The sequence below is a fragment of the Sphingomonas sp. CD22 genome (genome assembly GCF_034556155.1).
Lineage (GTDB): Bacteria > Pseudomonadota > Alphaproteobacteria > Sphingomonadales > Sphingomonadaceae > Sphingomonas.
On record NZ_JAYDYX010000001.1, the window covers coordinates 524,519 to 548,052 of the forward strand.

Consider the following 23,534-nt stretch of genomic DNA (forward strand, 5'->3'; position numbering starts at 1 on the left):
GGTTCCCCGCGCCGAAGCTTTGGCGTGCGCAACCAATTCTCGCAGCCGGCCCTTCCAAATCCTCCCCCGCCAGGGGAGGGGGACCGCTCGGCGCGAGCCGAGTGGTGGAGGGGGAGGATGAAGCGGAAGCCTCGATGAGGTGCCCGACGGCATGACCTGTTGGCGGAGGGAATGACTACCCCGCCGCCTTCGCCAGCCCCTTCGACAATTGCAGCGCGCCGTGTAGCCGCGATTTCGCATCCGGCCACGCGCGCTGGAGCACCAGCTTGCTGTCCGGCCGCAGTTTCGCCACGCCGTTCAGCCGCTCGACATAGGCCAGCAGCCCGGGCACGTTCGGCGGCGTATCGTCGTGGAAGCCGACCAGCACCCCGCGCGGGCCGACGTCCATCTTGGCGATACATGCCCGCCTCGCGTTCAACTTGATCTCGATCACCCGGATCAGATTGTCCGTGGCATCGGGCAGCGGCCCGAACCGGTCGATCATCTCGGCGGCGAACGCCTCGATCTCGCGATGGTCCTCCAGCTCGTTCAAGCGGCGATACAGGCCCATCCGCAGATCGAGGTCCGGCACGTAATCGTCGGGGATCAGGATCGGCGCATCGACGGTAATCTGCGGCGAGAAATCGCGCGGGCGCAGCGCCATGCCGCCGGCCTTGGCGTCCATGATCGCCTCTTCCAGCATCGACTGGTAGAGTTCGTAGCCGACCTCCTTGATATGCCCCGATTGCTCGTCGCCGAGCAGATTGCCCGCGCCGCGGATGTCGAGATCGTGGCTGGCGAGCTGGAACCCCGCGCCGAGCGAGTCGAGGTCGGACAGGACCTTGAGCCGCTTCTCCGCGGTCTCGGTCATCTGCCGCTCGGGCGGCGTCACCAGATAGGCGTAGGCGCGCGTCTTCGACCGCCCGACCCGCCCGCGGAGCTGATAGAGCTGCGCCAGGCCGAAGCGATCGGCACGGTTGACGATGATCGTGTTGGCGGAGGCGATGTCGATCCCGCTCTCGATGATCGTCGTCGACACCAGCACCTCGAACTTCTTGTCGTAGAAGGCGCTCATCCGTTCCTCGACCTCGGTCGGGCTCATCTGGCCGTGCGCGACGACGTAGCGGATCTCCGGCACCTCGTTGCGGAGGTATTCCTCCAGATCCGGCAGGTCGGCGACGCGCGGCGTGACGATGAAGCTCTGCCCGCCGCGATAATGTTCGCGCAACAGCGCCTCGCGCAGCACCACCGGGTCCCACGGGATCACATACGTCCGCACCGCGAGCCGGTCGACCGGCGGCGTCTGGATCACCGACAGCTCGCGGATTCCGCTCATCGCCATCTGCAGCGTGCGCGGGATCGGCGTCGCGGTCAGCGTCAGCATATGCACGTCGGCGCGCAACGCCTTCAGCCGTTCCTTGTGCGTCACGCCGAACCTCTGCTCCTCGTCGACGATGACGAGGCCCAGCCGCTTGAAGTCGATATTCTTCGCCAGCAGCGCATGCGTGCCGATGACGACGTCGACCGTGCCGCCGGCGAGCCCTTCCTTGACCGTCTTGGCCTCGCCCGCGGGGACGAGCCGCGACAGCCGCCCCATGTTCATCGGGAAGCCTTCGAACCGCGCGCTGAAATTGTTGTAATGCTGGCGCGCGAGCAACGTCGTCGGACAGACCACCGCGACCTGCTTGCCCGCCATCGCCGCGACGAAGGCGGCGCGCAGCGCGATCTCCGTCTTGCCGAAGCCGACGTCGCCGACGATCAGCCGGTCCATCGGCTTGCCCGCCGACAGGTCGCCGAGCACGTCCTCGATCGCACGATCCTGATCGTCGGTCTCGGCATAAGGGAAACGGTCGACGAAGCTCGGATAGCCGCTGACATCGGGTTCGAGCACGTCGCCGGGATGCAGCGCGCGTTCGGCGGCGGTCTTGATGAGTTCGCCCGCGATCTCGCGGATGCGCTCCTTCATCTTCGACTTGCGCCGCTGCCACGCCTCGCCGCCGAGCCGGTCGAGGCTCGCGCCTTCCTCGTTCGAGCCGTAGCGCGACAGCACTTCGAGATTCTCGACCGGCACGAACAATTTGTCGCCGCCGGCATATTCCACTGCGACGCAATCGTGCGGGCTCTTGCCGACCGGGATCGAGGTCAGGCCGAGATATTTGCCGATGCCGTGATCGCTGTGGACGACGAGGTCGCCCGGCGTCAGCGCGGCGATCTCGGCGAGGAAGGCGTCGGCCGACTTCTTGCGCTTGGCGCGCCGCACCAGCCGGTCGCCGAGCATGTCCTGCTCGGTGAGCACCGCGACGTCGGGCGCGGTGAAGCCGTGGTCGAGCGGCAGCACGACGAGCGCGACGCCCGCCGACTTGCCCGTATCGGCGATCCCCAGCGCCTCCTGCCAGCTCTCCGCCGCTTTGCCGCCGGTGAGGCCATGGTCTTTGAGCAGATTGCCCAGCCGCTCGCGCGCGCCGACCGAATAGCTCGCCAGCACCGGCTTCTTGCCCGCCTTGCGCAGGCCCTTGAGGTGATCGACCACCGCCTCGTAGACGTTGGCGCTCGCCGACCGTTCGGGGGCGAAGTCGCGCGGCCCGTCGACGTCGAAGTCGAGGACGGTAGCGCTTTCCGGCTCGTGGAACGGCGTCGTCAGATGCGCGTGCGCCGTGTCGAGGCTCGCCGCCCATTCCTTGGCGTCGAGATACAGCGTCCTGGCGGCGAGCGGCCGATAGCTGCCCGGCTGCGCCGCCTCGGCGCGCTGGCGGTTCTCGTAATAATCGGCGATCGATTCCATCCGCCCCTCGGCGGCGCCGGTGACGCCGAAGTCGCGCACCACCACGTCGCCCTCGGCCAGATGATCGAACAGCGTCGCCAATTTGTCCTCGAACAGCGGCAGCCAATGTTCCATGCCGGCGAGCCGCCGCCCGTCGCTTATCGCCTGATAGAGGGGATCGCCGGTCGCGGTCGCGCCGAACTTGTCGCGATAGCGGGTCCGGAACCGCTTGATCGAGTCCTCGTCGAGCAGCGCCTCCGAGGCAGGGAGCAGCGTGAAGCCCTCGATCCGCCCGGTGGTACGCTGGTCCTCGGGGGAAAAGGTGCGCACCGTCTCGATCTCGTCGCCGAAGAAGTCGAGCCGCAGCGCCTGTTCCTCGCCGCTCGGGAACAGGTCGACGATGCCGCCGCGCACCGCATATTCGCCCTGGTCGTGGACCGTTTCGGTGCGGACATAGCCGTTCGCCTGGAGCAGCCGGGCGAGGTCGTCGCGATCGATCCGCGCGCCGGGTTCCAGCGTCGCGACGAGCTGGCGGATGCGGAACGGCGTCAGCACGCGCTGCGTCGCCGCATTGGCGGTGGTCAGGACCAATTGCGGGGTCTTGGCGGGCTTCTGCAACCGCCACAGCGCCGCGATCCGCTCCGCCATGATGCGCAGCGTCGGGCTCGCGCGATCATAGGGCAGGCAGTCCCACGCCGGGAAGCTGATCACCTCCAGCTCGGGCGCGAAGAACGCCGCCGTCGCCGCCACCGCGCGCATCGCCGCATCGTCCGGCGCGATGAACACCGCGCGCGCGCCCTTGCCGTTATGGGCGGCAACGCGTGCGAGATCGGCGAGCAGCGCCGGCTGGAACCCGGCGGGCACGCCGGCGAGCGTCAACGGGGATTTGGCGGACAGGATCGTCTTCAGATCGGGCAAGGCATGGTCTTCTGCTATCGTGCTCCTGCGAACGCAGGAGCCCCGGGGTCATGAGCGACATCGTTTGCCGCTCTGGGTTCCTGCCTGCGCAGGAACACGGGTCATGCCGTCAGCGGCTGACCGGCACGTAGCTCAGCGAGCGCATCTGCGTCATCATCGGCCCGTCCCATTCGGGCGGGCAGGGCAGCGATCCGATCGCCCAGCCCATGATGTCGACGTCCTGCTCCTCCAGCAGCGTCTCGAACCAGTCGAGCTGTTCCGGCGTCCAGTCCGCGCCGTGCGCGTCGAAGAAGCCGCCGATCATCAGATCGGCCTCCTTGGTACCGCGATGCCAGGCACGGAACTTCATGCGCTTGAGGCGGGTGGCGTGATCCATCGACAATCCCATGCAAATAGCCCGGCAACCGCTGGTCGCGGCGGTCGGGTAAGGTATAGCGGTCATGTAGTCATGCGCCCCGATATCCTCAATCCGCTGTTCGCCGAGGTCACCGCCCTGAAGGGGGTCGGTCCCGGCCTCGCCAAGCCGCTCGACCGGCTCGGCCTCGCCCGCGTCGTCGACGTCGCCTTCCATCTGCCCAGCGGCTGGATCGATCGCCTGCCGCGCGAGGAGCTCGACGTCGCCGACGCCGGCCGCATCATCGCGATCACGCTGACGCCGCGCGATTACAAGACGAGCAGCGGCCGCGGTCCGACGCGGGTGCAGGCCACCGACACGGCCGGCAACAGCGTGAACCTGGTGTATTTCGGCGGCTCGTCGGGCTGGGTGAAGAAGCTGCTGCCGCTCGGCGAGCCGCGCCGCGTCTCCGGCAAGCTCGAAAGCTACGGCGAGACGCTCCAGATCGTCCATCCCGATCTCGGCGAGCCCGACGAGGTGTTCCGCGAGCGCGAGGCGATCTACCCGCTCTCCGAAGGCCTCACCTCGCGCCGCCTCGCCGGCTTCGCCGCGCAGGCGATCGAGCGCGCGCCAGAGCTCGCCGAATGGATCGAGCCCGGCCTCAAGGCCAAGCGCGGCTGGCCCGACTGGCGCGAGGCGTTGCAGCGCATCCACGCCGACCCCGCCGACAAGACCGCCCGCGAACGCCTCGCCTATGACGAGATCTTCGCCAACCAGCTCGCGATGACGCTGGTCCGCGCCGACACGCGCAAGCGGCGGGGCAGGGCTTTGGTCGGCGACGGCCGCCTGCGCGACCTGCTGCGCCTGCCCTATACGCCGACCGGCGCGCAGACCCGCTCGGTGGCGGAGATCGAGGGCGACCTCGCGCAGACCGCGCCGATGCTGCGCCTGCTGCAGGGCGACGTCGGCTCGGGCAAGACGCTGGTCGCCGCCATGTCCCTGCTGATCGCGGTCGAGGCCGGCGCACAGGGGGCGATGCTCGCTCCCACCGAAATCCTCGCCCGCCAGCATTACGACAGCCTGCGCAAATTGCTCGCCGGCCTGCCGATCGAGATCGCCGTCCTCACCGGTCGCGACAAGGGCAAGGCGCGCGAGGCGACGCTGATGGCGCTCGCCAGCGGCGAGATCGACATCCTCGTCGGCACGCATGCGATCTTCCAGGAGGCGGTCGGCTACCGGGATCTCGGACTGGTCGTCGTCGACGAACAGCATCGCTTCGGCGTCGCGCAGCGCATGCTGCTGCAAGCCAAGGGCAAGGCGCCGCCGCATCTGCTTGCGATGACCGCGACGCCGATCCCGCGCACGCTGACGCTCGCGCAATATGGCGAGATGGACGTCAGCCGCCTCGACGAGATGCCGCCCGGCCGCGAACCGATCGAGACGCGCGTCGTCTCCGAGGACCGGCTCGACGAGGTGATCAATGCGATCGGCCGCCACATGGCCGACGGCGGTCAGGCCTATTGGGTCTGCCCTTTGGTCGAGGAAAGCGAGAAGAGCGACCTCGCAGCGGCGGAGATGCGCGCCGAGACGCTGCGCAACCGCTTTGGTGCCAAAGATGGACAGGAGCGGATCGGCGTCGTCCACGGCAGGATGAAGCCCGCCGAGAAGGACGCGGTGATGGAGGCCTTCTCGGCCAACCGCCTGAGCGTCCTCGTCGCGACCACGGTGATTGAGGTCGGCGTCGACGTACCCAATGCGACGCTGATCGTCATCGAACATGCCGACCGGTTCGGGCTTGCCCAGCTCCACCAGCTCCGCGGCCGCGTCGGGCGCGGCGGCGGCCTGTCGCGCTGCCTGCTGCTGCGCGGTGCCTCGCTGAGCGAAACGTCGCGCGCAAGGCTCGCCTTGATGCGCGAGAGCAACGACGGCTTCCGCATCGCCGAGGAGGATTTGCGCCTGCGCGGCGGCGGCGAATTGCTCGGCACGCGCCAGTCGGGCGAGGTGACGTTCCGCCTAGCTTTGCCCGAGATGCTCGCCGACCTGCTGCAATGCGCGCAGGACGATGCGCGGCTCCTGATCGACCGCGACGGCGGGCTGGAGGGGCCGCGCGGGCAGGCGGCGCGCGTGGCGCTCTACCTGTTCGACCGCGATGCCGGGGTTGCGCTGCTGCGATCGGGGTGACGCGCGCGATGGAGCGTGCCGTATCCTCCCCCGCCAGGGCCCGCCAGGGGAAGGTGGCACCGCGCAGCGGTGACGGAGGGGCAGGACAGGGCGGAAGCCCCGCGATCAGCCGCCCCCAGGAACCGCTACCCTGCCATTGCCCCCAGCACGGCATGATAGCGGTTCGCGGGGATCGGCCGCTCCAACTGGCAGCCGATCCGGCCGCCCAGCGCCCATCGGACGACGACGCGCACGTCGCCCATCGCGGGCAGCCGGATGAAGAGCCAGTCGCCGGCACCCACCGCCACGTCGCTGCGGATCATCAGACCCGATGGCGACAGATTGACGATCAGCACCGAGACGCGACGCTCGTCGGCGAGCATCGCGCTGCTGCGATGATGCACCTCGTCGCGCGGCTCGCTGCGGTCGTCGGACAGGGTCGCTGCAATCACCTTTAGGCTCCTCCGAAATGATCCGGCTCCGGACCATTTCGGACTTATCCGTACCAGGTGATGCGTTTACGAGTCCTTACCGCGCCGGGGTTAGCAGCCCGTGCAGCTTCTTGCCCGCCGACACCCTGACCTCGGCATCGCCGAGCGCGATCGTCGCCGCCTCGTCGCTCACCTTCTCGCCATCGATGCGCGCGCCGCCGCCGGCGATCAGCCGCCGCGCCTCGCCCTTCGACTTGGCGAAACCGAGCGCGACCAAGGCATCGACCACCGCGATCGACTCGCCGGGTACGGCGACGCTCGGCAGCGCATCGCCGCTCGTGCCCTCTTCGAAGGTGCGCCGCGCGGTCTCCGCCGCCTGTTCCGCCGCCGCGCGGCCGCGGCACATCGCGGTCGCCTCGTTGGCGAGCACCTTCTTGGCCTCGTTGATCTCCGCCCCCGGCAGCGCTTCCAGCCTTTCGATCTCGTCGAGCGGCAGGTCGGTGAACAAGCGCAGGAAGCGGCCGACGTCGCGATCGTCGGTGTTGCGCCAGAATTGCCAGTAATCGAAATGCGGCAATTGGTCCTCGTGCAGCCAGACCGCGCCGGCCATCGTCTTGCCCATCTTGCCGCCGTCGGCGGTGGTGATCAGCGGCGTGGTGACGCCGAACACCTCGGCGCCGTCCATCCGCCGGGCAAGCTCGATGCCGTTGACGATATTGCCCCATTGGTCGCTGCCGCCCATCTGCAACCGGCACCCGGCGCGGCGCGACAGCTCCAGGAAGTCATAGGCCTGCAGGATCATATAGTTGAATTCGAGAAAGCTCAGCGATTGCTCGCGATCGAGCCGCAGCTTGACCGAATCGAACGACAGCATCCGGTTGACCGAGAAATGCTGGCCGACGTCGCGCAGGAAGGGGATATATTCCAGCCGGTCGAGCCATTCGGCATTGTCGACCATCACCGCGTCGGTGGGGCCGTCGCCGAAGGTCAGGAAGCGTTCGAAGATCCGCTTGATCGAAGCGACGTTGGTCTTGATGCCATCCTCGCCGAGCAGCTTGCGCGCCTCGTCCTTGAAGCTGGGATCGCCGATCTTGCCGGTGCCGCCGCCCATCAGCACGATCGGCTTGTGGCCGGTCTGCTGCAGCCGGCGCAGCAGCATGATCTGCACGAGGCTGCCGACGTGGAGCGACGGCGCGGTCGGATCGAAACCGATATAGCCCGGCACCACCGTCTTCGCCGCGAGCGCATCGAGCGCGGTCGCGTCGGTGAGCTGGTGGATATAGCCGCGCGAGGCGAGCGTGCTCAGCAGGTCGGACTGGTAGGTCATCCGCGCCGGTTAGCAAGCGATGCGGCGCCCGTCACCTGTCGTAGCGGCGGGACGTCACCGCCGTGGCAACTGGCTCTGCGGATCGACCGGGGTCCGGCCCTTGCGCAGTTCGAAATGCAGCTCGGGCTGGTCGGCGAAGCCGGTGTCGCCGGACAGCGCGATCGTCTGGCCGCGCTTGACGCTCTGTCCGCGCTGGACGAGCAGCTTGGCGGCATGGCCGTAGACGCTGGTCCAGCCGTTGCCGTGGCGGACGATGACGAGGCCACCGAGCGCGGCGATGCCGTCGCCGGCATAAGCGACGACGCCGTCCGCGGTGGCGTGCACCGGCGTCGACACGGGTACGGCGATCTTGATCCCGTCGTTGCGTTCGCCGCTCTTGCCCGGCCCGAAGCGGCGGACGACCTTGCCGTCGACCGGCCAGACGAAGCCGCCCTGCAACCGCGCCGGTGCAGCGACGACGGCGGTCGGCGGCAGCACGCGGCCGGGGTTGGCGACCGGTCTGGCGGGGGCCTGTCGCGGTGCTGCGGCGGGCTCGCCGCCGGTCAGGATGTCGTCGATGTCGAGCTTGAACGCCGCCGCGCGTTCGGCGCGGCTCGGCGGGGCGCCGGGATCGCCGGGGATCAGCACGCGCTGCCCGGCACGCAGGCCATAGGGTTCCTCGAGCTGGTTGGCGCTGACGATCCGCGACCACGCGACGCCATAGGCGCGGGCGATGGCGATGCCCGTCTCGCCGGGACGGACGAGGTGATAGCGGCCGCCGGGGATGATGAGCCGCTGCCCGGCGCGGATCGTATAGGGCGGCGCCAGCCCGTTGGCGCGCGCGATCGCCTCCGATCCCGCGCCGGTGCGCTCGGCGACGCGGCGGAGCGAATCGCCGGGTGCGACGACATAGCTCTGCTCGGCGACGACCTGCGCATCGGGCGTGACCGGCCGTGCCTCCCACGCCGGGCGCGCGGTGCGCGGCATCGCCACATCGCCGCGCGCGGCGGGGCGGGCCACGTCGCCGCGCGTGGCGGGGCGGGTCGTCGGCAGACGGCGGACGGGCGGATCGACGCGTTGCGGCGGCGGTTCGTCGCGCGGCGCCGGCACGCTGCGCTGTGGGGCGCGGTACGGCGGCGGGGGGCGCTGCACCGAGGGCGGGGCCTCGACGCTCGGGATACAGGCGGACAGCGTGAGGCCGGTGAGCGCCAGACTGCCTGCGATCCGCCCCCGCGCCACGCCGTCAGCGCTTGGCTTCGAGCCGGTCGAGCCCGCCGAGATACGGCCGGAGCACCGCCGGCACCGCGACCGAGCCGTCCTCCTGCTGGTAATTCTCCAGCACCGCGACCAGCGTCCGGCCGACCGCCAGCCCGGACCCGTTGAGCGTATGGACGAAGCGCGGCGCCTTCTCGCCCTCGGCACGATAGCGCGCGTTCATCCGCCGCGCCTGGAAGTCGCCGCAGGTCGAGCAGCTCGAAATCTCGCGATACGTGTTCTGCCCGGGCAGCCACACTTCGAGGTCGTAGGTACGCCGCGCGGTGAAGCCCATGTCGCCCGCGCACAGCAGCATCCGCCGATAGGGCAGGTCGAGCGCGTCGAGGATGCTCTCGGCACATTGCGTCATCCGCTCGTGCTCCGCCTCGGACGCCTCCTCGGCGACGATCGACACCATCTCGACCTTGTCGAACTGATGCTGGCGGATATAGCCGCGCGTGTCGCGCCCCGCCGCGCCCGCTTCCGAGCGGAAGCACGGCGTCAGCGCCGCGAAGCGCAGCGGCAACTCGCCCGCCGGCAGGATCGCCTCGCGTACGATATTGGTCAGCGACACCTCGGCGGTCGGGATCAGCCAGCGGCCGTCGGTCGTGCGAAACAGGTCTTCGGCGAATTTGGGCAATTGCCCGGTGCCGAACACCGCCTCGTCCTTGACCAGCAAGGGCGGCGCCACTTCCTCGAAGCCATGGTCGCGGGTCAGCGTGTCGAGCATGAACTGGCCGAGCGCCCGTTGCAGCCGCGCCGCCGGCCCGCGCACCAGCGTGAAGCGCGCGCCGGCGATCGCCACGCCGGTCTCGAAATCCAGGCCGATCGCCGGCCCGATCGCATCGTGTTCGCGTGCCGTGAAGGCGAAGGCCGGCGGCGTGCCGCGCTGGTGGACGACGACGTTGCCGCTCTCGTCCTCGCCGGCGGGCACGTCGGCGGCGGGCAGATTGGGCAGAGCGGCGAGCGTGGTGTTGAGCCGCTTCGCCGCTTCGGTCTCGCTCGCCTCGAGCTGCGGCAGCAGGTCCTTGAGCGCGGCGACCTCGGCCATCAGCGTCTGCGCGCGCGCCTCGTCCTTCTGCGCCTTGGCCTGGCCGATCTGCTTCGACAGGTCGTTGCGGCGGGTCTGCGCGTCCTGCGCGGCGGCGATCGCGGCGCGGCGCGCGTCGTCGAGCGACAGCAGCGCGGCGGCCTGCGGGGCGACGCCGCGGCGGGCGAGGGCGGCGTCGAAAGCGGCGGGTTCGTCCCGGATGGCGCGGATGTCGTGCATGATCCGGCGGCTATGCCGACGCGCCTCCCGCCGCGCAAGTCGGCAACCCCATCGCCCCCGGCGGCGTTGACCCCCCGAGTCCAACGATCAGGAGTAACCCGATGCAGGTCCCCCACAACGCCTTCGTACTGGTCGCCGACGGGCGCAAGGCTCTGTTCTTCCGCAACGAGGGCGATGCCGACTTCCCCAACCTGCAGGTCGAACACGCCGAGGAACGCGTCAATCCCGCCGATCGCGACCAGAAGACCGATGCCGCCGGCGGTGCCAGCGCGACGCAGATGGGCACGATGGACGAGGTCGACTTCCACCAGCAGGAGGAGGACCGCTTCGCTGCCGACACCGCCGACATGCTCAAGCGCCGCGCGCTCGCCAACGAGTTCGACTCGCTGATCATCGTCGCGCCGCCCAAGACGCTCGGCGAATTGCGCCGCCATTATCACAAGGAAGTCAGCAACCGCCTCGCCGGCGAGCTGGCCAAGGATCTCACCGGCCATCCCGTGCCCGACATCGAGAAGGCGCTCAGCGCCGCCTGACGATGGCCTGATGCGACAAGGGGTGCCGGACGCGAGTCCGGCACCCCTTTGCTTTTGCCTCGGTCAGGCCGCCTGCGGCTTGGCGAAGCGCTTGCGGGCGACCAGCGCGGCCGCAGCGGCGCCGAACAGCAGCACCATCGGCGGTGCCGGCACCGGTGCCGGCGGACCACCCGACGATCCCGGCGGACCCGACGGCGGGCCGCCGTGATGCCCGCTCGACGTCCAGCCGCCGTTCGACGACCAGCCGCCGCTGGTGCTCCAGCCCTTGGAGCTCGACCCGTAATTGTTCTGGTTCTGGCCCTGGCCCTGATTTTGGTTCTGACCCTGGTTCTGGTTCTGACCCTGGTTCTGGCCTTGGTTCTGGCTCTGATTATTGCTGTTGTTGTTCGTGTTCGAATTCTGGTTGTTATTGGAATTCTGGTTGCTATTCGAATTCTGATTGCTGTTGTTGTTATTGTTGTTGATGTCGACATTGGCGCCGCCGGTCGAACTGCTGGTCGACGACGAGCTCGACACGTTGCCCGAGGACGAACTCGACACGTTGCCCGACGATGAGGAACTGCCCGACGAGGAACTGCTGGTCGAGCTCGATCCGCCGCTCGACGTCGACGAGATCACCACGCTGCCGCTCGATCCGGACGATCCGCCGCCGAAGAAGCCGCCGCCGAACCCGCCGCCAAAGCCGCCGCCGAACCCGCCGCTGCCGCCGACCACCACGGGCACGCCGCCGCCACCGCCGCCGATGAAGCCCTGCGCCGCGGGCAGCGGCACCGGCACGGGGGCCGCCTGGCTCGCCACCGTCACCACCGCGGGCGCGCAGCTGGTCGTGGTCGTCGTCACGACGCGGCGGCGCACGCCCTGGCGCTGGACCGCGGCGACCTGCCGCCGGACGACGACGCGCTTCTTGACCTGCTTGACGTAGACGGGTCGGTTTGGTCGCTCGGCGACGTGCACCGCACCGCCACCGATCAACGCTCCCCCGCATGCGCAAGCGCATAATTTCGCCAAGGCCATCCTTACGGACATAAGGTCTCTTTCTCGTTGCTGGCGCCCATGCCCCAGAATCCCGCTCGCAGCACGGCGGTGCTGCCATACGACCAAGGGCCAAAGAAACGATTAAGTGCAAGGACCTTCGGCACTTTGTTGCGGGGATATCGCCTTTTCACCAGAGCGATGTCTGGGGATCGCCGTTAACGTACCAGAGTGGAACAGATGTTTGATCCGTCGTTAACCACGACCGGCCCGTCGCCCTCCGTCGCCCGCCACGCTGCAATAAAATAACGCCGGGACGTACGATTCGGCAACTCTCATCGCTTGTGGTTCCTTCCGGGCGCGATTATAGGCGCTTCAACCATTTGGGGGCGGCCCCGAGGTCATCATGGGGCCGGAGGGAGAGTGGTATGGCAACGCAAGTCAGTCAGATAGACGATGTAACGACCAACCCGCCGGCGGCCAATGATGCCGACGATGGCTATCGACCCAGCACCGACGAACCGTTCATGACGCGGCGTCAGCAGGCGTATTTCCGCAACAAGCTGCTGCGCTGGAAGGATGCGATCCTTCAGGATGCGGCAGGCACGCTCAACCAGCTTCAGGTCGATTCGCTGCGCGAGGCGGATCTCACCGATCGCGCGTCCAGCGAGACCGACTGGTCGATCGAACTGCGCACCCGCGATCGCCAGCGTAAATTGGTCTCGAAGATCGAGGCGGCGATCCGCCGCATCGACGAGGGCGAATACGGCTATTGCGAAGTGACCGGCGAACCGATCAGCCTCGGCCGGCTGGAGGCGCGTCCGATCGCGACGATGACGCTGGAGGCGCAGGAGCGGCACGAGCGCAACGAGAAGATCTCGCGCGAGGACTGAACCGGCGTGGGCGGTTAACGCTTTCGCCACCATCGGCCATTAGGCGCCGGCGCCTAACCCGCACCGGTCACACAGGCTTCGTTTATGGACAGCTACTCCCACGACCCGTTCGACAAGGCCGACGCGGCCGGTGGGTCGCAGCGCAGCCGGTCGCGCGACAGCCTGTTCCTCATGGCGCAATTGCGCTTCGAGGAAGAGACGACGGTGCGCGACGTCCGCGTCCGCAACCTGTCGGAAGGCGGGCTGATGGTCGACTGCGCCCGCGTCAAGGAACCGGGCACGCCGGTGGCGCTGGAGCTGCGCGGCATCGGCAAGGTGACCGGCAAGGTCGCCTGGTGCACGGAAGGCCGGATCGGCATCGCGCTCGATTCGCCGATCGATCCCAAGAAGGCGCGCAAGCCGGTCAGCGGGGCAAAAGCCTAAGCGGGATCGATACTCATATCGTTGTCGTTTCCGGACGATGGGGATCGCCGAAGTCCCGCCCTTGCGTCACCCCGGACTTGATCCGGGGTCCCGCTACATTTCTGCGGTTGCCGATCAGGAAGCGGGACCCCGGATCAAGTCCGGGGTGACGGACCGAAGGTGTCGACCAACGAGACTGCCAAGCGCGCCTGCACCGGGCGCGCCAAACGGCGCTCATGCAAAAAGCCCCTCCGCGACGGGAGGGGCCGAAGGGCCTTACAGGCCGCTGAGCTCTTCCTTGAGCTTCAGCTTCTTGCGTTTCAGGTCGGTGAGGATCGCGGCGTTGGGCATCGGGCGGTGGGCTTCGTCGGCGATGCGGCGGTCGAGCGCGGCATGCTTGGTCTCCAGAGCCTGTTGATGCGTCGTCTGCATTTCGGTGTCCTCCTGATGCATGCGTGTTGGGGGACTGAGTAAACCATCGAAGAGGTTAAAAGTCCTCATCGCAATTCGGTGAACGCGATTAGCCGAGTGGCTACGTGCGACGACTTGGTCCGCGCCCGCGGCTGGGCTAGGGGAGCGACGCAGGGGCAGGGGATTAGGCATGGACGAAGCACAGATCATCGCCCGGCTCGACGCGCTGCGCACCGAGCATCGCGATCTCGATGCCGCGATCGACGCGCTCACCGCGACCGGCGTGCCCGACCAATTGCAGGTCGCGCGACTCAAGAAGCGCAAGCTGCGGCTGCGCGACGAGATCGCCAATTGCGAGGATCAACTGATCCCCGACATCATCGCCTGACATTATTTCGTCCCGGACCGAATCACTTCGGCACAACCGGCACAATCGGGACCGTTGCGGCACCTGTCCAAGCCGCCGGGCTTGTGTCACCCGGTGGTCATGACCCGCAGCAGCAGCGAATCACGCATCCACGATCGTCTGATCGACTCGCTCTATACAGAGGCGATGCTGCTCGCCGACGAGGCGCGCGACTATTTCGACGCCGAAGGCCGGCTGGAACGCGAGACGCTCGATCCGCTGATCCGCGTCGGCTTCTCCTGCGAATCGCTCAAGATCACGACCCGGCTGATGCACGTCATCGCCTGGCTGCTCACCCAGCGCGCGATCGATGCCGGCGAGATCCAGCCGCGCGAGGCGCTCGACCCGACACGCCGGCTCGGCAGCGCGCCGCAGTTCGACGCCGACCTCGTCCGTGCGCTGCCGGTGCGCGCGCAGGGGCTGGTCGCCGCGAGCGCCAATCTCCACCGCCGCGTCGGCCTGCTCGACGATGCGCAGGTGCCGCACCCGACGCCGAGCCCGGTCCATCGGCTTCAGGATCGTCTCGCGCTGGCCTTCTGACCCGCGGCCTGTCCTACATCCGCGCCGCCCGCTAGACCGGCGACATGGCGCCCCCGACTCTCCGTCTCTCTCCCCTTCCTGCAAGGCAAGGGCCGGGGGTGGCGACGCGAGGCGCGACATCCGTTGCCGAACGTCCGGCAAACCCCTTGGCGCTGCCGCATCATGTCGAAAACGGAAACGATCGAAGCCCGATCGTTTCCGTTAAGGTGTCCATCTTGTCCATGTCGTCCGACACGACGCGTCGCTCAACCGAGCAGGCGCGCCTTTGCCGCGGCATATTCCGCTCCGAACCGCGCGACCCGGTCGGCGACGCTCTCGACCTTGTCGATCACGCCGATACCCTGTCCGGACCCCCAGATGTCGCGCCACGCCTTGGCCTTGCTGCCGTCGCCGCCGCCGAAGTTCATCGTCTTGAGGTCGCCTTCGGGCAGATTGTCGGGGTCGAGCCCCGATGCGGCGATCGAGCTGCGCAGGTAATTGCCGTGCACGCCGGTGAACAGGTTGGAATAGACGATGTCGGACGCGCGGCTCTCGACGATCGACGCCTTGTAGTCGGCCGCGGCATTCGCCTCGGTCGTCGCGATGAACGGCGATCCGATATAGGCGAAATCGGCGCCCATCGCCTGCGCGGCGAGGATCGCGCCGCCGCTGGCGATCGATCCCGACAGCGCCAGCGGCCCGTCGAACCATTGCCGGATTTCCTGCACGATCGCGAACGGCGACAGCGTGCCGGCATGGCCGCCGGCCCCCGCCGCGACCGCGATCAGCCCGTCCGCGCCTTTCTCGATCGCCTTGCGGGCGAAACGGTCGTCGATCACGTCGTGGAGCGTGATGCCGCCCCAGCCATGTACCGCAGTGTTGAGGTCCTCGCGCGCGCCGAGCGAGGTGATGACGATCGGCACCTTCCATTTGGCGCAGGTGGTAAGGTCCTGCTCCAGCCGGTCGTTCGACTTGTGGACGATCTGGTTGACCGCGAACGGCGCGGCGGGCGCCTCGGGATGGTCGCGGTCGTGCGCCGCCAGTTCCTCGGTGATCCGATGCAACCACTCGTCGAGCAGCGTCTGCGGCCGCGCGTTGAGCGCCGGAAACGATCCCACGATCCCCGCCTTGCACTGCGCGATCACCAATTCGGGACCGGAGATGATGAACAGCGGCGAACCGATCACGGGCAGGCGCAGGCGGTCGAAGATCGGGGGTGTCATGGCGGCGGCTTCCTCTCTGGATCGGTTGTTTAGCGCAACCGATCGGCCTGTCCAGCAAGCCCCGTCTTGCCCGCGCCGAACAAAGGCGTATGGGCCGGATGATACAGTGTTTCCGGAGTGTGTCCTTCCATGAAGCTAGCCGTCGCCGCCGCCCTTGCCCTGACCGTCTCCACCCCCGCGCTCGCCGCCGGCAGCCTGCCCGCGACCGTCGTTCCGGTGCTCTACGACATCAATGTCACGCCCGACGCGCAGGCGATGACCTTCACCGGCAGCGAGACCGTCCAGATCGACGTCAAGGCGGCGACCGGTACGATCACGCTCAACGCCGCCGATCTGGCGATCGCCGCGGCGACGGTCGACGGCAAGGCGGTGCCCTTCGCGCTCGACAAGGACAAGCAGCAACTCGTCCTGACGCTGCCCACCCCCGCGAAGGTCGGCCGCCACATCGTCGGCTTCCGCTGGAGCGGCAAGATCAACCAGTCCGCCGCCGGCCTGTTCGCGATCGACTATACCAATCAGGACGGGTCGAAGGCGCGGATGCTCGCGACGCAGTTCGAGGCGCCCGACGCGCGCCGCTTCGCGCCGATGTGGGACGAGCCCGCGTTCAAGGCGAAGTTCCGGCTGACCGCGACCGCGCCCGCCGGCCAGCTCGCTTTCTCCAACATGCCCGCCGCCTCGGTCGCCAGGCAGGCGGACGGCACGCAGCTCTACCGCTTCGCCGAGACGCCGGTGATGTCGAGCTATCTGCTCTACCTCGGCATGGGCGATCTGGAGCGCAAGACGGTGCAGGCGGGGAACGTCGAGATCGGCGTGATCACCCGCCGCGGCGTCGTCGACCAGGGCGATTACGCGCTCGCCGAGGCGAAGCGGCTGCTGCCCTATTACAACAGCTATTTCGGCCAGCCCTATCCGCTGCCCAAGCTCGACATGGTCGCCGGCCCCGGCTCGAGCCAGTTCTTCGGCGCGATGGAGAATTGGGGCGCGATCTTCTATTTCGAGCCCGAATTGCTGTTCGATCCGAAGCGCGCCACCGAAAGCGGTCGTCAGCGCATCTTCACCGTCGTCGCGCATGAGATGGCGCACCAATGGTTCGGCGATCTCGTCACGATGAAATGGTGGGACGACCTCTGGCTCAACGAGGGGTTCGCCTCGTGGATGGAGAACAAGTCCGCCGCCGATCTCAATCCGGCGTGGAAGGCGGATGCCGCCGCGGTGTCGACCGATCGCGAGGCGGCGATGGGCATCGACGCGACCGCCGCGACCCATCCGATCATCCGCAAGATCGAAACCGTCGACCAGATCGGCGAGGCGTTCGACGGTATTACCTATTCGAAGGGGCAGGCCGTCATCGGCATGCTCGAATCGACGCTCGGCCCCGAAAAGTTCCGCGACGGCATCCGCCGCTACATGGCCAAATACAAGTTCGGCAACACCGTCACCGAACAGCTCTGGGCCGAGCTGTCGGCCGCGGCCGGCCAGCCGGTGGCGGAGATCGCCCACGGCTATACGCTGCAGGGCGGCGTTCCATTGGTGACGCTGACCGGCGCGCGCTGTACCGGCGGCACGACCACCGCGACGCTGGCGCAGGGCCGCTTCGGGCTCGACGCGGCCTCGAAGACGCCGCAGACGTGGCAGGTGCCGCTGGTCGTCGCGACGATCGGCGGCGGCGAGACGCGGACGATCGTCACCGGCCCGGCGACCAATGTCTCGGTCAAGGGATGCGGCACGTTGCTGATCAACAAGGGCAAGGGCAGCTATACCCGCGTCCTCTACGACCAGCCCGGCCATGACGCCCTGGTCCGCGACTACACGCGGCTGCCGCTCGAGGACCGGCTCGGAACGCTCGCCGACGATTATGCCTTGGCGGCAGGGGGCTATCAGGATCTGTCGCGCTATTTCGCGCTGATGGGTCAGGTCGGCGCCAATGCCGATCCGCTCGAATGGTCGCTCGTGTCGGGCCGGCTCGGCGGGCTCAACGGCCTGTTCGAGGGCACGCCGCTGTCCGCGCCGCTGCGCGCGCGCACCGTCGCGATCCTCGGCCCGGTGCTGCAACGCATCGGCTACACCGCGCGGCCGGACGAATCGCCGCTGGTCGGCAACCTGCGCGAGAACCTCGTCGGCCAGCTCGGCGCCAACGGCGATCCCGAGGTGCTGCGGCAGGCGCGCAGCTATGTCGCCAAGCTGTCCAGCGATCCCACCGCGATTCCGCCGGCGATCCGCCAGCCGATCCTCGCCACCTTCGCCGCCAATGCGAGCGCGGCGGATTGGGACCTGCTGCTGCGCCTGACCAAGGCGGAAACGAACCCGGTCGCCAAGAACCGCTTCGTCTCGCTGCTCGGCTACGCCAAGGACGATGCGCTGGCGGCGCGCGCGCTGGAATTGCTCAAGACCGACACCTTCACCGCGCCGCAGCGTGCCGCGCTGTTGCGTGCGGTGTCGGGCGAGCATCCCGACATGACGTTCGACTGGGCGGTGGCGAACCGTGCCTTGGTCGAGGGGTTCATCGAGGACAGCAGCAAGGCGAGCTTCATCGTCGGCCTCGGCGGCGGCTCGGTCGATCCGGCGATGCCCGGCAAGATCACCGCCTTCGCCGCGACGATGCCGGAAACCTCGCGTGGTCCCGCCAAGCGGGTGGTGTCGAGCATTGCCGTCCGCAAGGCGGCGGCGGAGCGTCTGCGTCCCGCCGTCCAGACCTGGCTCGGCAAGGGCGCCTGACGGATGCGGAGCGGCTCCGGGGCCGCTCCGCCCATTGGATCAACCGCCGGCGCGGGCGGGGATGCCGGTGACCTCCGCCACCCCGTCGTCGCCGAGCGCGACCAGCCAGGCGCTGCCCTCGATGCACCGCACCGCCCATACCGGCTTGCCCTTCCGGTCTGCCTGTCGGGTCACCGCGGCGACGCCCTGGCACGGCTGTTTGGCATCGTCGATCGCCCTGTAGAGCACGCCGTTGAGCTGCCGCGGCGGCAGCGCGGTGACCTTGGCGACGTAACCGGTTTCCTTCGGTGCGGCGCTGGCGGTGTTGGCCGCTTGCGGCTCCGGTTGCGACCCGCATCCGGTCAGCGCCGCCGCCAGCATCAGCATCAATTCCTTACGCATCGCCGTCTCCATGGTCCTATCCTCCCGAAGATAGGCGGGCGAGGCCGGGATCGACAAGGCTCCACGTCCGCCTCAGCGCCAGCCGGTGATAGCCCGTACGCGGTCGACGTCATGATCGACCATCTGCTGCGTCAGACGCAGGAACAGCCGCTGCGCCTGCCGCCACGCGACTGCGCCCGCCCGCCGGTCGCGAACGCGATCGCCGACGACGAGGCGGCTGCCCCAATCGTCGACCGCCGCCGCCAGATCGTCCGGTACGCCGCCGGGACGGATGACGAGCGACGGGAACGGCAGATGCGATCGGGGCGAGGCGAACAGGCCGCCCGCATCGGCCGGCGGCGCGAACAGCAGCGCGCCGGCGACCTTGCGGACGTCGTCGGCCGGCGACAGCCGCGCCCACCACGCGCTCGCCGCGCAGCCCAGTCCCTCGGCGACGATCAGCACGCGCGCGTCCGCCTCGCGCACCGCCCGGTCGAGCTTCGCCGCCCAGATGTTGCGCGTCGCCGGCGAGCGCGCGTCGAGCGGCACCGCACCCGATCCGCCCGCCGGCCAGCCGAACATGCGCTGCCAAGCAGGTATGCCCTCGCCATCGCCGATCGTGACGATCGACAGGCGGGGGGCGGCGAAGGGCAGGGCGATGGCGGTCATGCGCGTCTCACTCCTCAAGGCCGGGCGACTCGGCGAAGGACGAAGTATGAACGCTTCCTGACGACTGGCCAGCCCCGACGCCGTCGCGCGCGCCGAACCGGGCGGCAGGCGGGACGATCATCGCAGCGTGGGATAGCCGAGCGCGATCGCCTCGCGCTCGGTGGATCGCACGGGCGCCAGCGACGTCTCGTCCGCCGGCACGATATCGCGCAGCAACAGCGCGGCACGCGCGGTCGTGATGGCGGGATCGGCAACCACGGCCGCAAGCGCCGCCCGGATCGCGGCGAGCTGCGCATCCGACGTCGCCGCCGCGGTCACGAACGGCAGCGCGGTGGTGGCGCCCGTCGTTGCGATCACCCGCAACCGCTCGGTCAACCCCGGCTCATGGCGCCGCAGCGCCGCCCAGGTCACGCAGTCGATCGCGGCGGTGTCGGCGTCGTCCCGCACGACCGCCTCGGCGCTGGCGCGGTGGCCGCCCGTCACGACGACCTGCGAGAAGAACGCCGCCCCACCGGCCAGCGGTGCGACGACCGCGCGCAACAGGTTCATGCCGGTGTTCGAGGTCGCCGCGTTGATCGCCACCCGCTGTCCCCGCAAGTCGGCGACGGCAGCGGCGCGATCCGCCTCTCGCACCACGATGACACTGCGATGGGTCGCACCGTCGCAGCCGGCCACGTCGTAGACCGGCAGCGCGACCAGCCGCACCGCCGGCGCCTCGGGCGCGATCAAGGGATAGCCGCACGCCTGTGCCAGCAGCAGCCGGGGATCGTGCCAGATCGCCTCGACCGATCGCGACCGGTCGAGATCGTCGGGCACGCCCGGAACGCCCGCGCCGCGCAACCGGTGTGCGATACCGTGCCAGAGCGCATCGTTCGCCGATCGCTGCGCCGGATGATCGTACATCCCGAGCGACGCAACCAGCGTCACGCCGGCTGATCCGGTCGATAGGCGGGATGGTGCAGATCGTCGTGCGGGTCGAACGCAAAGCGGCGCAGCACCTCGCCATAGCCGCGATAGATGCGGCCGCCTTCGGCGAGGAATCGCTCGCGATGCGCGCGGTGATAGGCGGGCAGGCGATACCAGGGCAGGCCCGGTCGCTCATGATGCGCGACATGGAGATTGTTGTTGAGGAACAGCAAGGCGAACGGTCCTCCACGCTCGACGATCGCCGCATGGGCGGTGGTTTCGAGGTCGGCGCGATGCTCGGCATAGCTGCGCAACAGCGTCAGCGCGATGCCGGGGTAGACGAAGGCGATGAGATAGGTGCCGATCGGCAGGCCGACATGGCCGAGCCACCCGAGCAGCAGCGCTGCGCCCGCGAGATGCGGCAGCCAGTCGCGCGCCACCGCGCCCGGCGCGCGCCGCATCCGCACGATCTCGCCGGCGAAGAACCGCCCGATCACGATCGCCGGCCCGACGAGCAACTGGCCGACCAGCGTCGCCTGCACCGCCGCCAGCCGCCGCGCCATGCCGCGACCGGCATGGTAGCGCGATTCGGGATCGGCGGCGGGATCGGTGATCGCCCCGCAGCCGTGATGCGCGAGGTGCGAGCGTCGGTAGATCGCATAGGGCAGGTACAGGCTCAGCGGCGGCATGCCGATCATGTCGTTGAGCCAGCGCCGCGTCGTGGGATGACCGTGGATCGTCTCATGCTGCAACGACCCCTGCCAGCCGACGATCGCGCCGCCGAGCAGCACGAGTACGGGCAGCGGCAGCAGCGCGTGCCAGGCGGTGATCGCCAGCCATCCACCGTAGACGGCGACCGCAACGGCAATGGTCGGCCAGTCCACGCCCGCCGCGGCGCGTCGTTGAGGGTCGGACCGAGGCATAGAGTCTCCTGACGTTCGACCAGCAATCTCCACCTCTTAGGTAGGAGTTGGCAACCAAGGCCTGCTTGTCACGGAGATCGCTCAGCTTGTTGGGTGCAAGGCATCGTCAAGCGGCGCATCGTCGGCTAGCGAACATGCGCGGCCGTCGATGGCCTCGCGATGACGGAGCAGACAGACGATGCCGAAGACGTTGGTGACCGGTGCGGCGGGTTTTATCGGAATGCACACGGCCGAGGCGCTGCTCGCGCGCGGCGACAGCGTGGTCGGCATCGATTCGCTCAACGATTACTATGATCCGGCATTGAAGCGGGCGCGTCTCGCCGAACTCACCATGCGCCACGGCGACCGCTTCACCTTCCTCCCCGTCGATTTCGCCGATGCCGCGACGCTGCGCGACGCGCTCGCACCGCATGCGTTCGAACGCATCGTCCACCTCGGTGCGCAGGCCGGCGTCCGCTATTCGATCGAGCATCCCGAGGTTTATGGCCAGTCCAACCTCGTCGGCCATCTCAACATCCTCGAACTCGCCCGGACGCGGCGGGTCGCGCATCTGGTCTACGCCTCCTCCTCGTCGGTCTACGGCGGCAACACCTCGGTGCCGTTCCGGGTCGAGGATCGCGTCGACCGCCCGGTCTCGCTCTATGCGGCAACCAAGCGCGCCAATGAGGTGATGAGCGAAAGCTACGCGCACCTCTATCGGCTGCCGCAGACCGGCTTGCGCTTCTTTACCGTCTACGGCCCCTGGGGGCGGCCGGACATGATGCTGTGGATCTTTACCCGCGCGATGTTCTCGGGCGAGCCGATTCCGGTCTTCAACAACGGCCAGATGGAGCGCGACTTCACCTTCATCGACGATATCGTCGCCGGGGTGATTGCCGCGCACGACCAACCGCCGCCCGACGACGGGCAGGAGAAGGCGGGCGGCAGCGTCGCGCCGCACCGGCTCTACAACATCGGCAACAACCGCGCGGAGCCGCTCGGCCGCGTGATCGGGTTGCTCGAGGCGGCGATCGGCCGGCCGGCGGTGCGCCGCGACCTGCCGATCCAGCCCGGCGACGTCGTGCGGACCTTCGCCGACATCACCGCGATCGCCGACGATCTAGGCTATCGGCCGACCACCACGATCGACGTCGGCGTGCCGCGCTTCGTCGACTGGTATCGCGCCTATCACCGGATCTAGGACGCCGTCGCCCAGGGCGCTTTCGCCAGCGCCTTGGCGAGATGGTCGATCAGCACCGCGACGCGGCGCGGGCGGAGCGGGCTCGGCGGGGTGATGAGATGGAGGCCGAGCGGCGCGACGCTCCATTCGGGCATCGCCACCTCCAGCCGCCCCTCGCGGATCTCGCGCCAAACGAGGAATTCGGGCTGTAACGCGAGCCCCTGGCCGGCGAGCAGCGCCGGGTTGAGCATATCGGCGTTGTCGGTCCAGACGCGTACCGGCGGCTCGACCGTCTCCTCGCCGAACTGCGGATGACCGAAGCGCCAGACGCCGCGGCTCGACCCGCCGGTATAAGCAAGCGCGCAATGATCCTTGAGCTGCGCCGGATGGCGCGGCCGCCCGTGTGCGTCGAGATAGGCGGGCGCGGCGACGAGCAGGATGCGCACCGTGCACAGCCGTCGTGCGAGAAGCGAACTGTCCTCCAGCGCGGCGATGCGCAGCGCGAGGTCGAAGCCTTCGGCGACGAGATCGACGCGGCGGTCGCTGAGCGCGAAGTCGAGCGTGATCTCGGGATAGGCGGAGAGGAAGTCGGGCAGCGTCGCGCCGACATAAGCGCTGCCGAACGACAGCGGCGCGCTGATCCGCACCAGCCCGCGCGCGACGTCGGACTGCTCCGCCGCCTCGTCCTCCAGCGCCTCGCCCTCCTGCAGGATGCGACCGGCGCGGGCGAGCGCCGCGCGCCCCGCCTCGGTCAGCGACAGGCGCCGCGAGGTGCGCGACAACAAGGCGACGCCGAGCCGCGCCTCCAGCCGCGCGATCGCCTTCGACACGGTCGGGTTGGCGAGGCCGAGCGCCTCCGCCGCGCCCGCGAAGGAGTTGCGCTCGGCGACCTTGGCGAAGATCGCCCAGGCTTCGAAATCGGGAAGGCGACGTGTCATATTCGGCAATGATGAGATGCCATCATTGCCGTTTCGTCAAGCCGCCGGCTCCCCCATCTTGGGCTCAACAGGAAGCGTCCCGGCTTCCACAG

At 68.7% G+C, this 23,534-nt stretch carries 22 protein-coding genes; 8 read left to right on the forward strand and 14 right to left on the reverse strand.

What is annotated here, in order from left to right; all coding sequences use genetic code 11:
* Positions 1-175: 175 nt before the first annotated feature.
* Together mfd and SFC76_RS02375 are read right to left on the reverse strand one after the other, a co-directional pair.
* Positions 176-3,658 carry a transcription-repair coupling factor gene (mfd, locus tag SFC76_RS02370; RefSeq protein ID WP_322847874.1) on the reverse strand — a complete coding sequence of 1,161 codons (3,483 nt, stop codon included), beginning with the start codon at positions 3,656-3,658 and terminating at the stop codon, positions 176-178.
* Positions 3,659-3,767: 109 nt separating this feature from the next.
* Complete coding sequence (locus SFC76_RS02375; RefSeq protein WP_322847875.1) at positions 3,768-4,034, reverse strand: succinate dehydrogenase assembly factor 2; 267 nt, start codon at positions 4,032-4,034, stop codon at positions 3,768-3,770.
* 72 nt (positions 4,035-4,106) lie between these two features.
* On the opposite strand from SFC76_RS02375, the gene recG reads away from it, so the two are divergent.
* Entirely contained in the window at positions 4,107-6,173 is a 2,067-nt protein-coding gene (gene recG / locus SFC76_RS02380; RefSeq protein WP_322847876.1) for an ATP-dependent DNA helicase RecG, read from the forward strand.
* Between the two features lie 125 nt (positions 6,174-6,298).
* Here recG and SFC76_RS02385 read toward each other — a convergent pair whose 3' ends face one another.
* From SFC76_RS02385 to serS, 4 genes are all read right to left on the reverse strand, one after another.
* Positions 6,299-6,604 (reverse strand): PilZ domain-containing protein, encoded by a 306-nt coding sequence (locus SFC76_RS02385; RefSeq protein ID WP_322847877.1) that lies wholly within the window; start codon positions 6,602-6,604, stop codon positions 6,299-6,301.
* A gap of 76 nt (positions 6,605-6,680) precedes the next feature.
* Complete coding sequence (gene tyrS / locus SFC76_RS02390) at positions 6,681-7,910, reverse strand: tyrosine--tRNA ligase (protein WP_322847878.1); 1,230 nt, start codon at positions 7,908-7,910, stop codon at positions 6,681-6,683.
* A 54-nt stretch (positions 7,911-7,964) separates the two neighbouring features.
* Positions 7,965-8,876, reverse strand: coding sequence for a peptidoglycan DD-metalloendopeptidase family protein (locus SFC76_RS02395; RefSeq protein WP_416222377.1), 912 nt, complete (start codon positions 8,874-8,876; stop codon positions 7,965-7,967).
* 256 nt (positions 8,877-9,132) lie between these two features.
* On the reverse strand, positions 9,133-10,413 hold the full coding sequence (gene serS, locus SFC76_RS02400; protein ID WP_322847880.1) for a serine--tRNA ligase: 1,281 nt from the start codon (positions 10,411-10,413) through the stop codon (positions 9,133-9,135).
* Positions 10,414-10,514: 101 nt separating this feature from the next.
* On the opposite strand from serS, the gene SFC76_RS02405 reads away from it, so the two are divergent.
* The gene (locus SFC76_RS02405) at positions 10,515-10,946 is read left to right on the forward strand and encodes a host attachment family protein (protein ID WP_322847881.1); all 432 of its coding nucleotides are present in this window, start codon (positions 10,515-10,517) and stop codon (positions 10,944-10,946) included.
* A 63-nt stretch (positions 10,947-11,009) separates the two neighbouring features.
* Here SFC76_RS02405 and SFC76_RS02410 read toward each other — a convergent pair whose 3' ends face one another.
* Positions 11,010-11,918 (reverse strand): hypothetical protein, encoded by a 909-nt coding sequence (locus SFC76_RS02410; RefSeq protein WP_322847882.1) that lies wholly within the window; start codon positions 11,916-11,918, stop codon positions 11,010-11,012.
* Between the two features lie 428 nt (positions 11,919-12,346).
* Here SFC76_RS02410 and dksA point away from each other — a divergent pair, with 428 nt between their 5' ends.
* Together dksA and SFC76_RS02420 are read left to right on the forward strand one after the other, a co-directional pair.
* Positions 12,347-12,811: an RNA polymerase-binding protein DksA gene (gene dksA, locus SFC76_RS02415; protein WP_322847883.1), complete on the forward strand. Its 465-nt coding sequence runs from the start codon at positions 12,347-12,349 to the stop codon at positions 12,809-12,811.
* A gap of 84 nt (positions 12,812-12,895) precedes the next feature.
* Positions 12,896-13,234, forward strand: coding sequence for a PilZ domain-containing protein (locus tag SFC76_RS02420; protein ID WP_322847884.1), 339 nt, complete (start codon positions 12,896-12,898; stop codon positions 13,232-13,234).
* Positions 13,235-13,489: 255 nt separating this feature from the next.
* Here the strand turns inward: SFC76_RS02420 and SFC76_RS02425 are convergent, their stop codons facing one another.
* Positions 13,490-13,645 (reverse strand): DUF465 domain-containing protein, encoded by a 156-nt coding sequence (locus SFC76_RS02425; protein ID WP_322847885.1) that lies wholly within the window; start codon positions 13,643-13,645, stop codon positions 13,490-13,492.
* Positions 13,646-13,814: 169 nt separating this feature from the next.
* Here SFC76_RS02425 and SFC76_RS02430 point away from each other — a divergent pair, with 169 nt between their 5' ends.
* Together SFC76_RS02430 and SFC76_RS02435 are read left to right on the forward strand one after the other, a co-directional pair.
* A complete protein-coding gene (locus SFC76_RS02430; RefSeq protein ID WP_038658294.1) occupies positions 13,815-14,012 on the forward strand; it encodes a YdcH family protein in 198 nt (65 codons plus the stop codon).
* 99 nt (positions 14,013-14,111) lie between these two features.
* Positions 14,112-14,570 carry a DUF1465 family protein gene (locus SFC76_RS02435; RefSeq protein ID WP_322847886.1) on the forward strand — a complete coding sequence of 153 codons (459 nt, stop codon included), beginning with the start codon at positions 14,112-14,114 and terminating at the stop codon, positions 14,568-14,570.
* Between the two features lie 245 nt (positions 14,571-14,815).
* Here SFC76_RS02435 and SFC76_RS02440 read toward each other — a convergent pair whose 3' ends face one another.
* The gene (locus tag SFC76_RS02440; RefSeq protein WP_322847887.1) at positions 14,816-15,772 is read right to left on the reverse strand and encodes an NAD(P)H-dependent flavin oxidoreductase; all 957 of its coding nucleotides are present in this window, start codon (positions 15,770-15,772) and stop codon (positions 14,816-14,818) included.
* A 129-nt stretch (positions 15,773-15,901) separates the two neighbouring features.
* Between SFC76_RS02440 and SFC76_RS02445 the strand changes: the two genes are divergently transcribed.
* Positions 15,902-18,487: a M1 family metallopeptidase gene (locus SFC76_RS02445; RefSeq protein ID WP_322847888.1), complete on the forward strand. Its 2,586-nt coding sequence runs from the start codon at positions 15,902-15,904 to the stop codon at positions 18,485-18,487.
* Positions 18,488-18,526: 39 nt separating this feature from the next.
* Here the strand turns inward: SFC76_RS02445 and SFC76_RS02450 are convergent, their stop codons facing one another.
* The 4 genes from SFC76_RS02450 to SFC76_RS02465 form a co-directional block, all read right to left on the reverse strand.
* The gene (locus SFC76_RS02450; RefSeq protein WP_322847889.1) at positions 18,527-18,868 is read right to left on the reverse strand and encodes a hypothetical protein; all 342 of its coding nucleotides are present in this window, start codon (positions 18,866-18,868) and stop codon (positions 18,527-18,529) included.
* A 72-nt stretch (positions 18,869-18,940) separates the two neighbouring features.
* The gene (locus tag SFC76_RS02455) at positions 18,941-19,516 is read right to left on the reverse strand and encodes an alpha/beta hydrolase (RefSeq protein ID WP_322847890.1); all 576 of its coding nucleotides are present in this window, start codon (positions 19,514-19,516) and stop codon (positions 18,941-18,943) included.
* 117 nt (positions 19,517-19,633) lie between these two features.
* Positions 19,634-20,443 carry a phosphate/phosphite/phosphonate ABC transporter substrate-binding protein gene (locus SFC76_RS02460; protein ID WP_322847891.1) on the reverse strand — a complete coding sequence of 270 codons (810 nt, stop codon included), beginning with the start codon at positions 20,441-20,443 and terminating at the stop codon, positions 19,634-19,636.
* Positions 20,440-21,345, reverse strand: coding sequence for a fatty acid desaturase (locus tag SFC76_RS02465; protein WP_322847892.1), 906 nt, complete (start codon positions 21,343-21,345; stop codon positions 20,440-20,442). The genes SFC76_RS02460 and SFC76_RS02465 overlap by 4 nt, the downstream gene beginning before the upstream one ends.
* Before the next feature lie 178 nt (positions 21,346-21,523).
* On the opposite strand from SFC76_RS02465, the gene SFC76_RS02470 reads away from it, so the two are divergent.
* On the forward strand, positions 21,524-22,525 hold the full coding sequence (locus SFC76_RS02470) for an NAD-dependent epimerase/dehydratase family protein (RefSeq protein ID WP_322847893.1): 1,002 nt from the start codon (positions 21,524-21,526) through the stop codon (positions 22,523-22,525).
* Here SFC76_RS02470 and SFC76_RS02475 read toward each other — a convergent pair.
* Entirely contained in the window at positions 22,522-23,442 is a 921-nt protein-coding gene (locus SFC76_RS02475; RefSeq protein WP_322847894.1) for a LysR family transcriptional regulator, read from the reverse strand. The two genes, SFC76_RS02470 and SFC76_RS02475, sit on opposite strands and share 4 nt — an antisense overlap.
* Between the last annotated feature and the right edge of the window lie 92 nt (positions 23,443-23,534).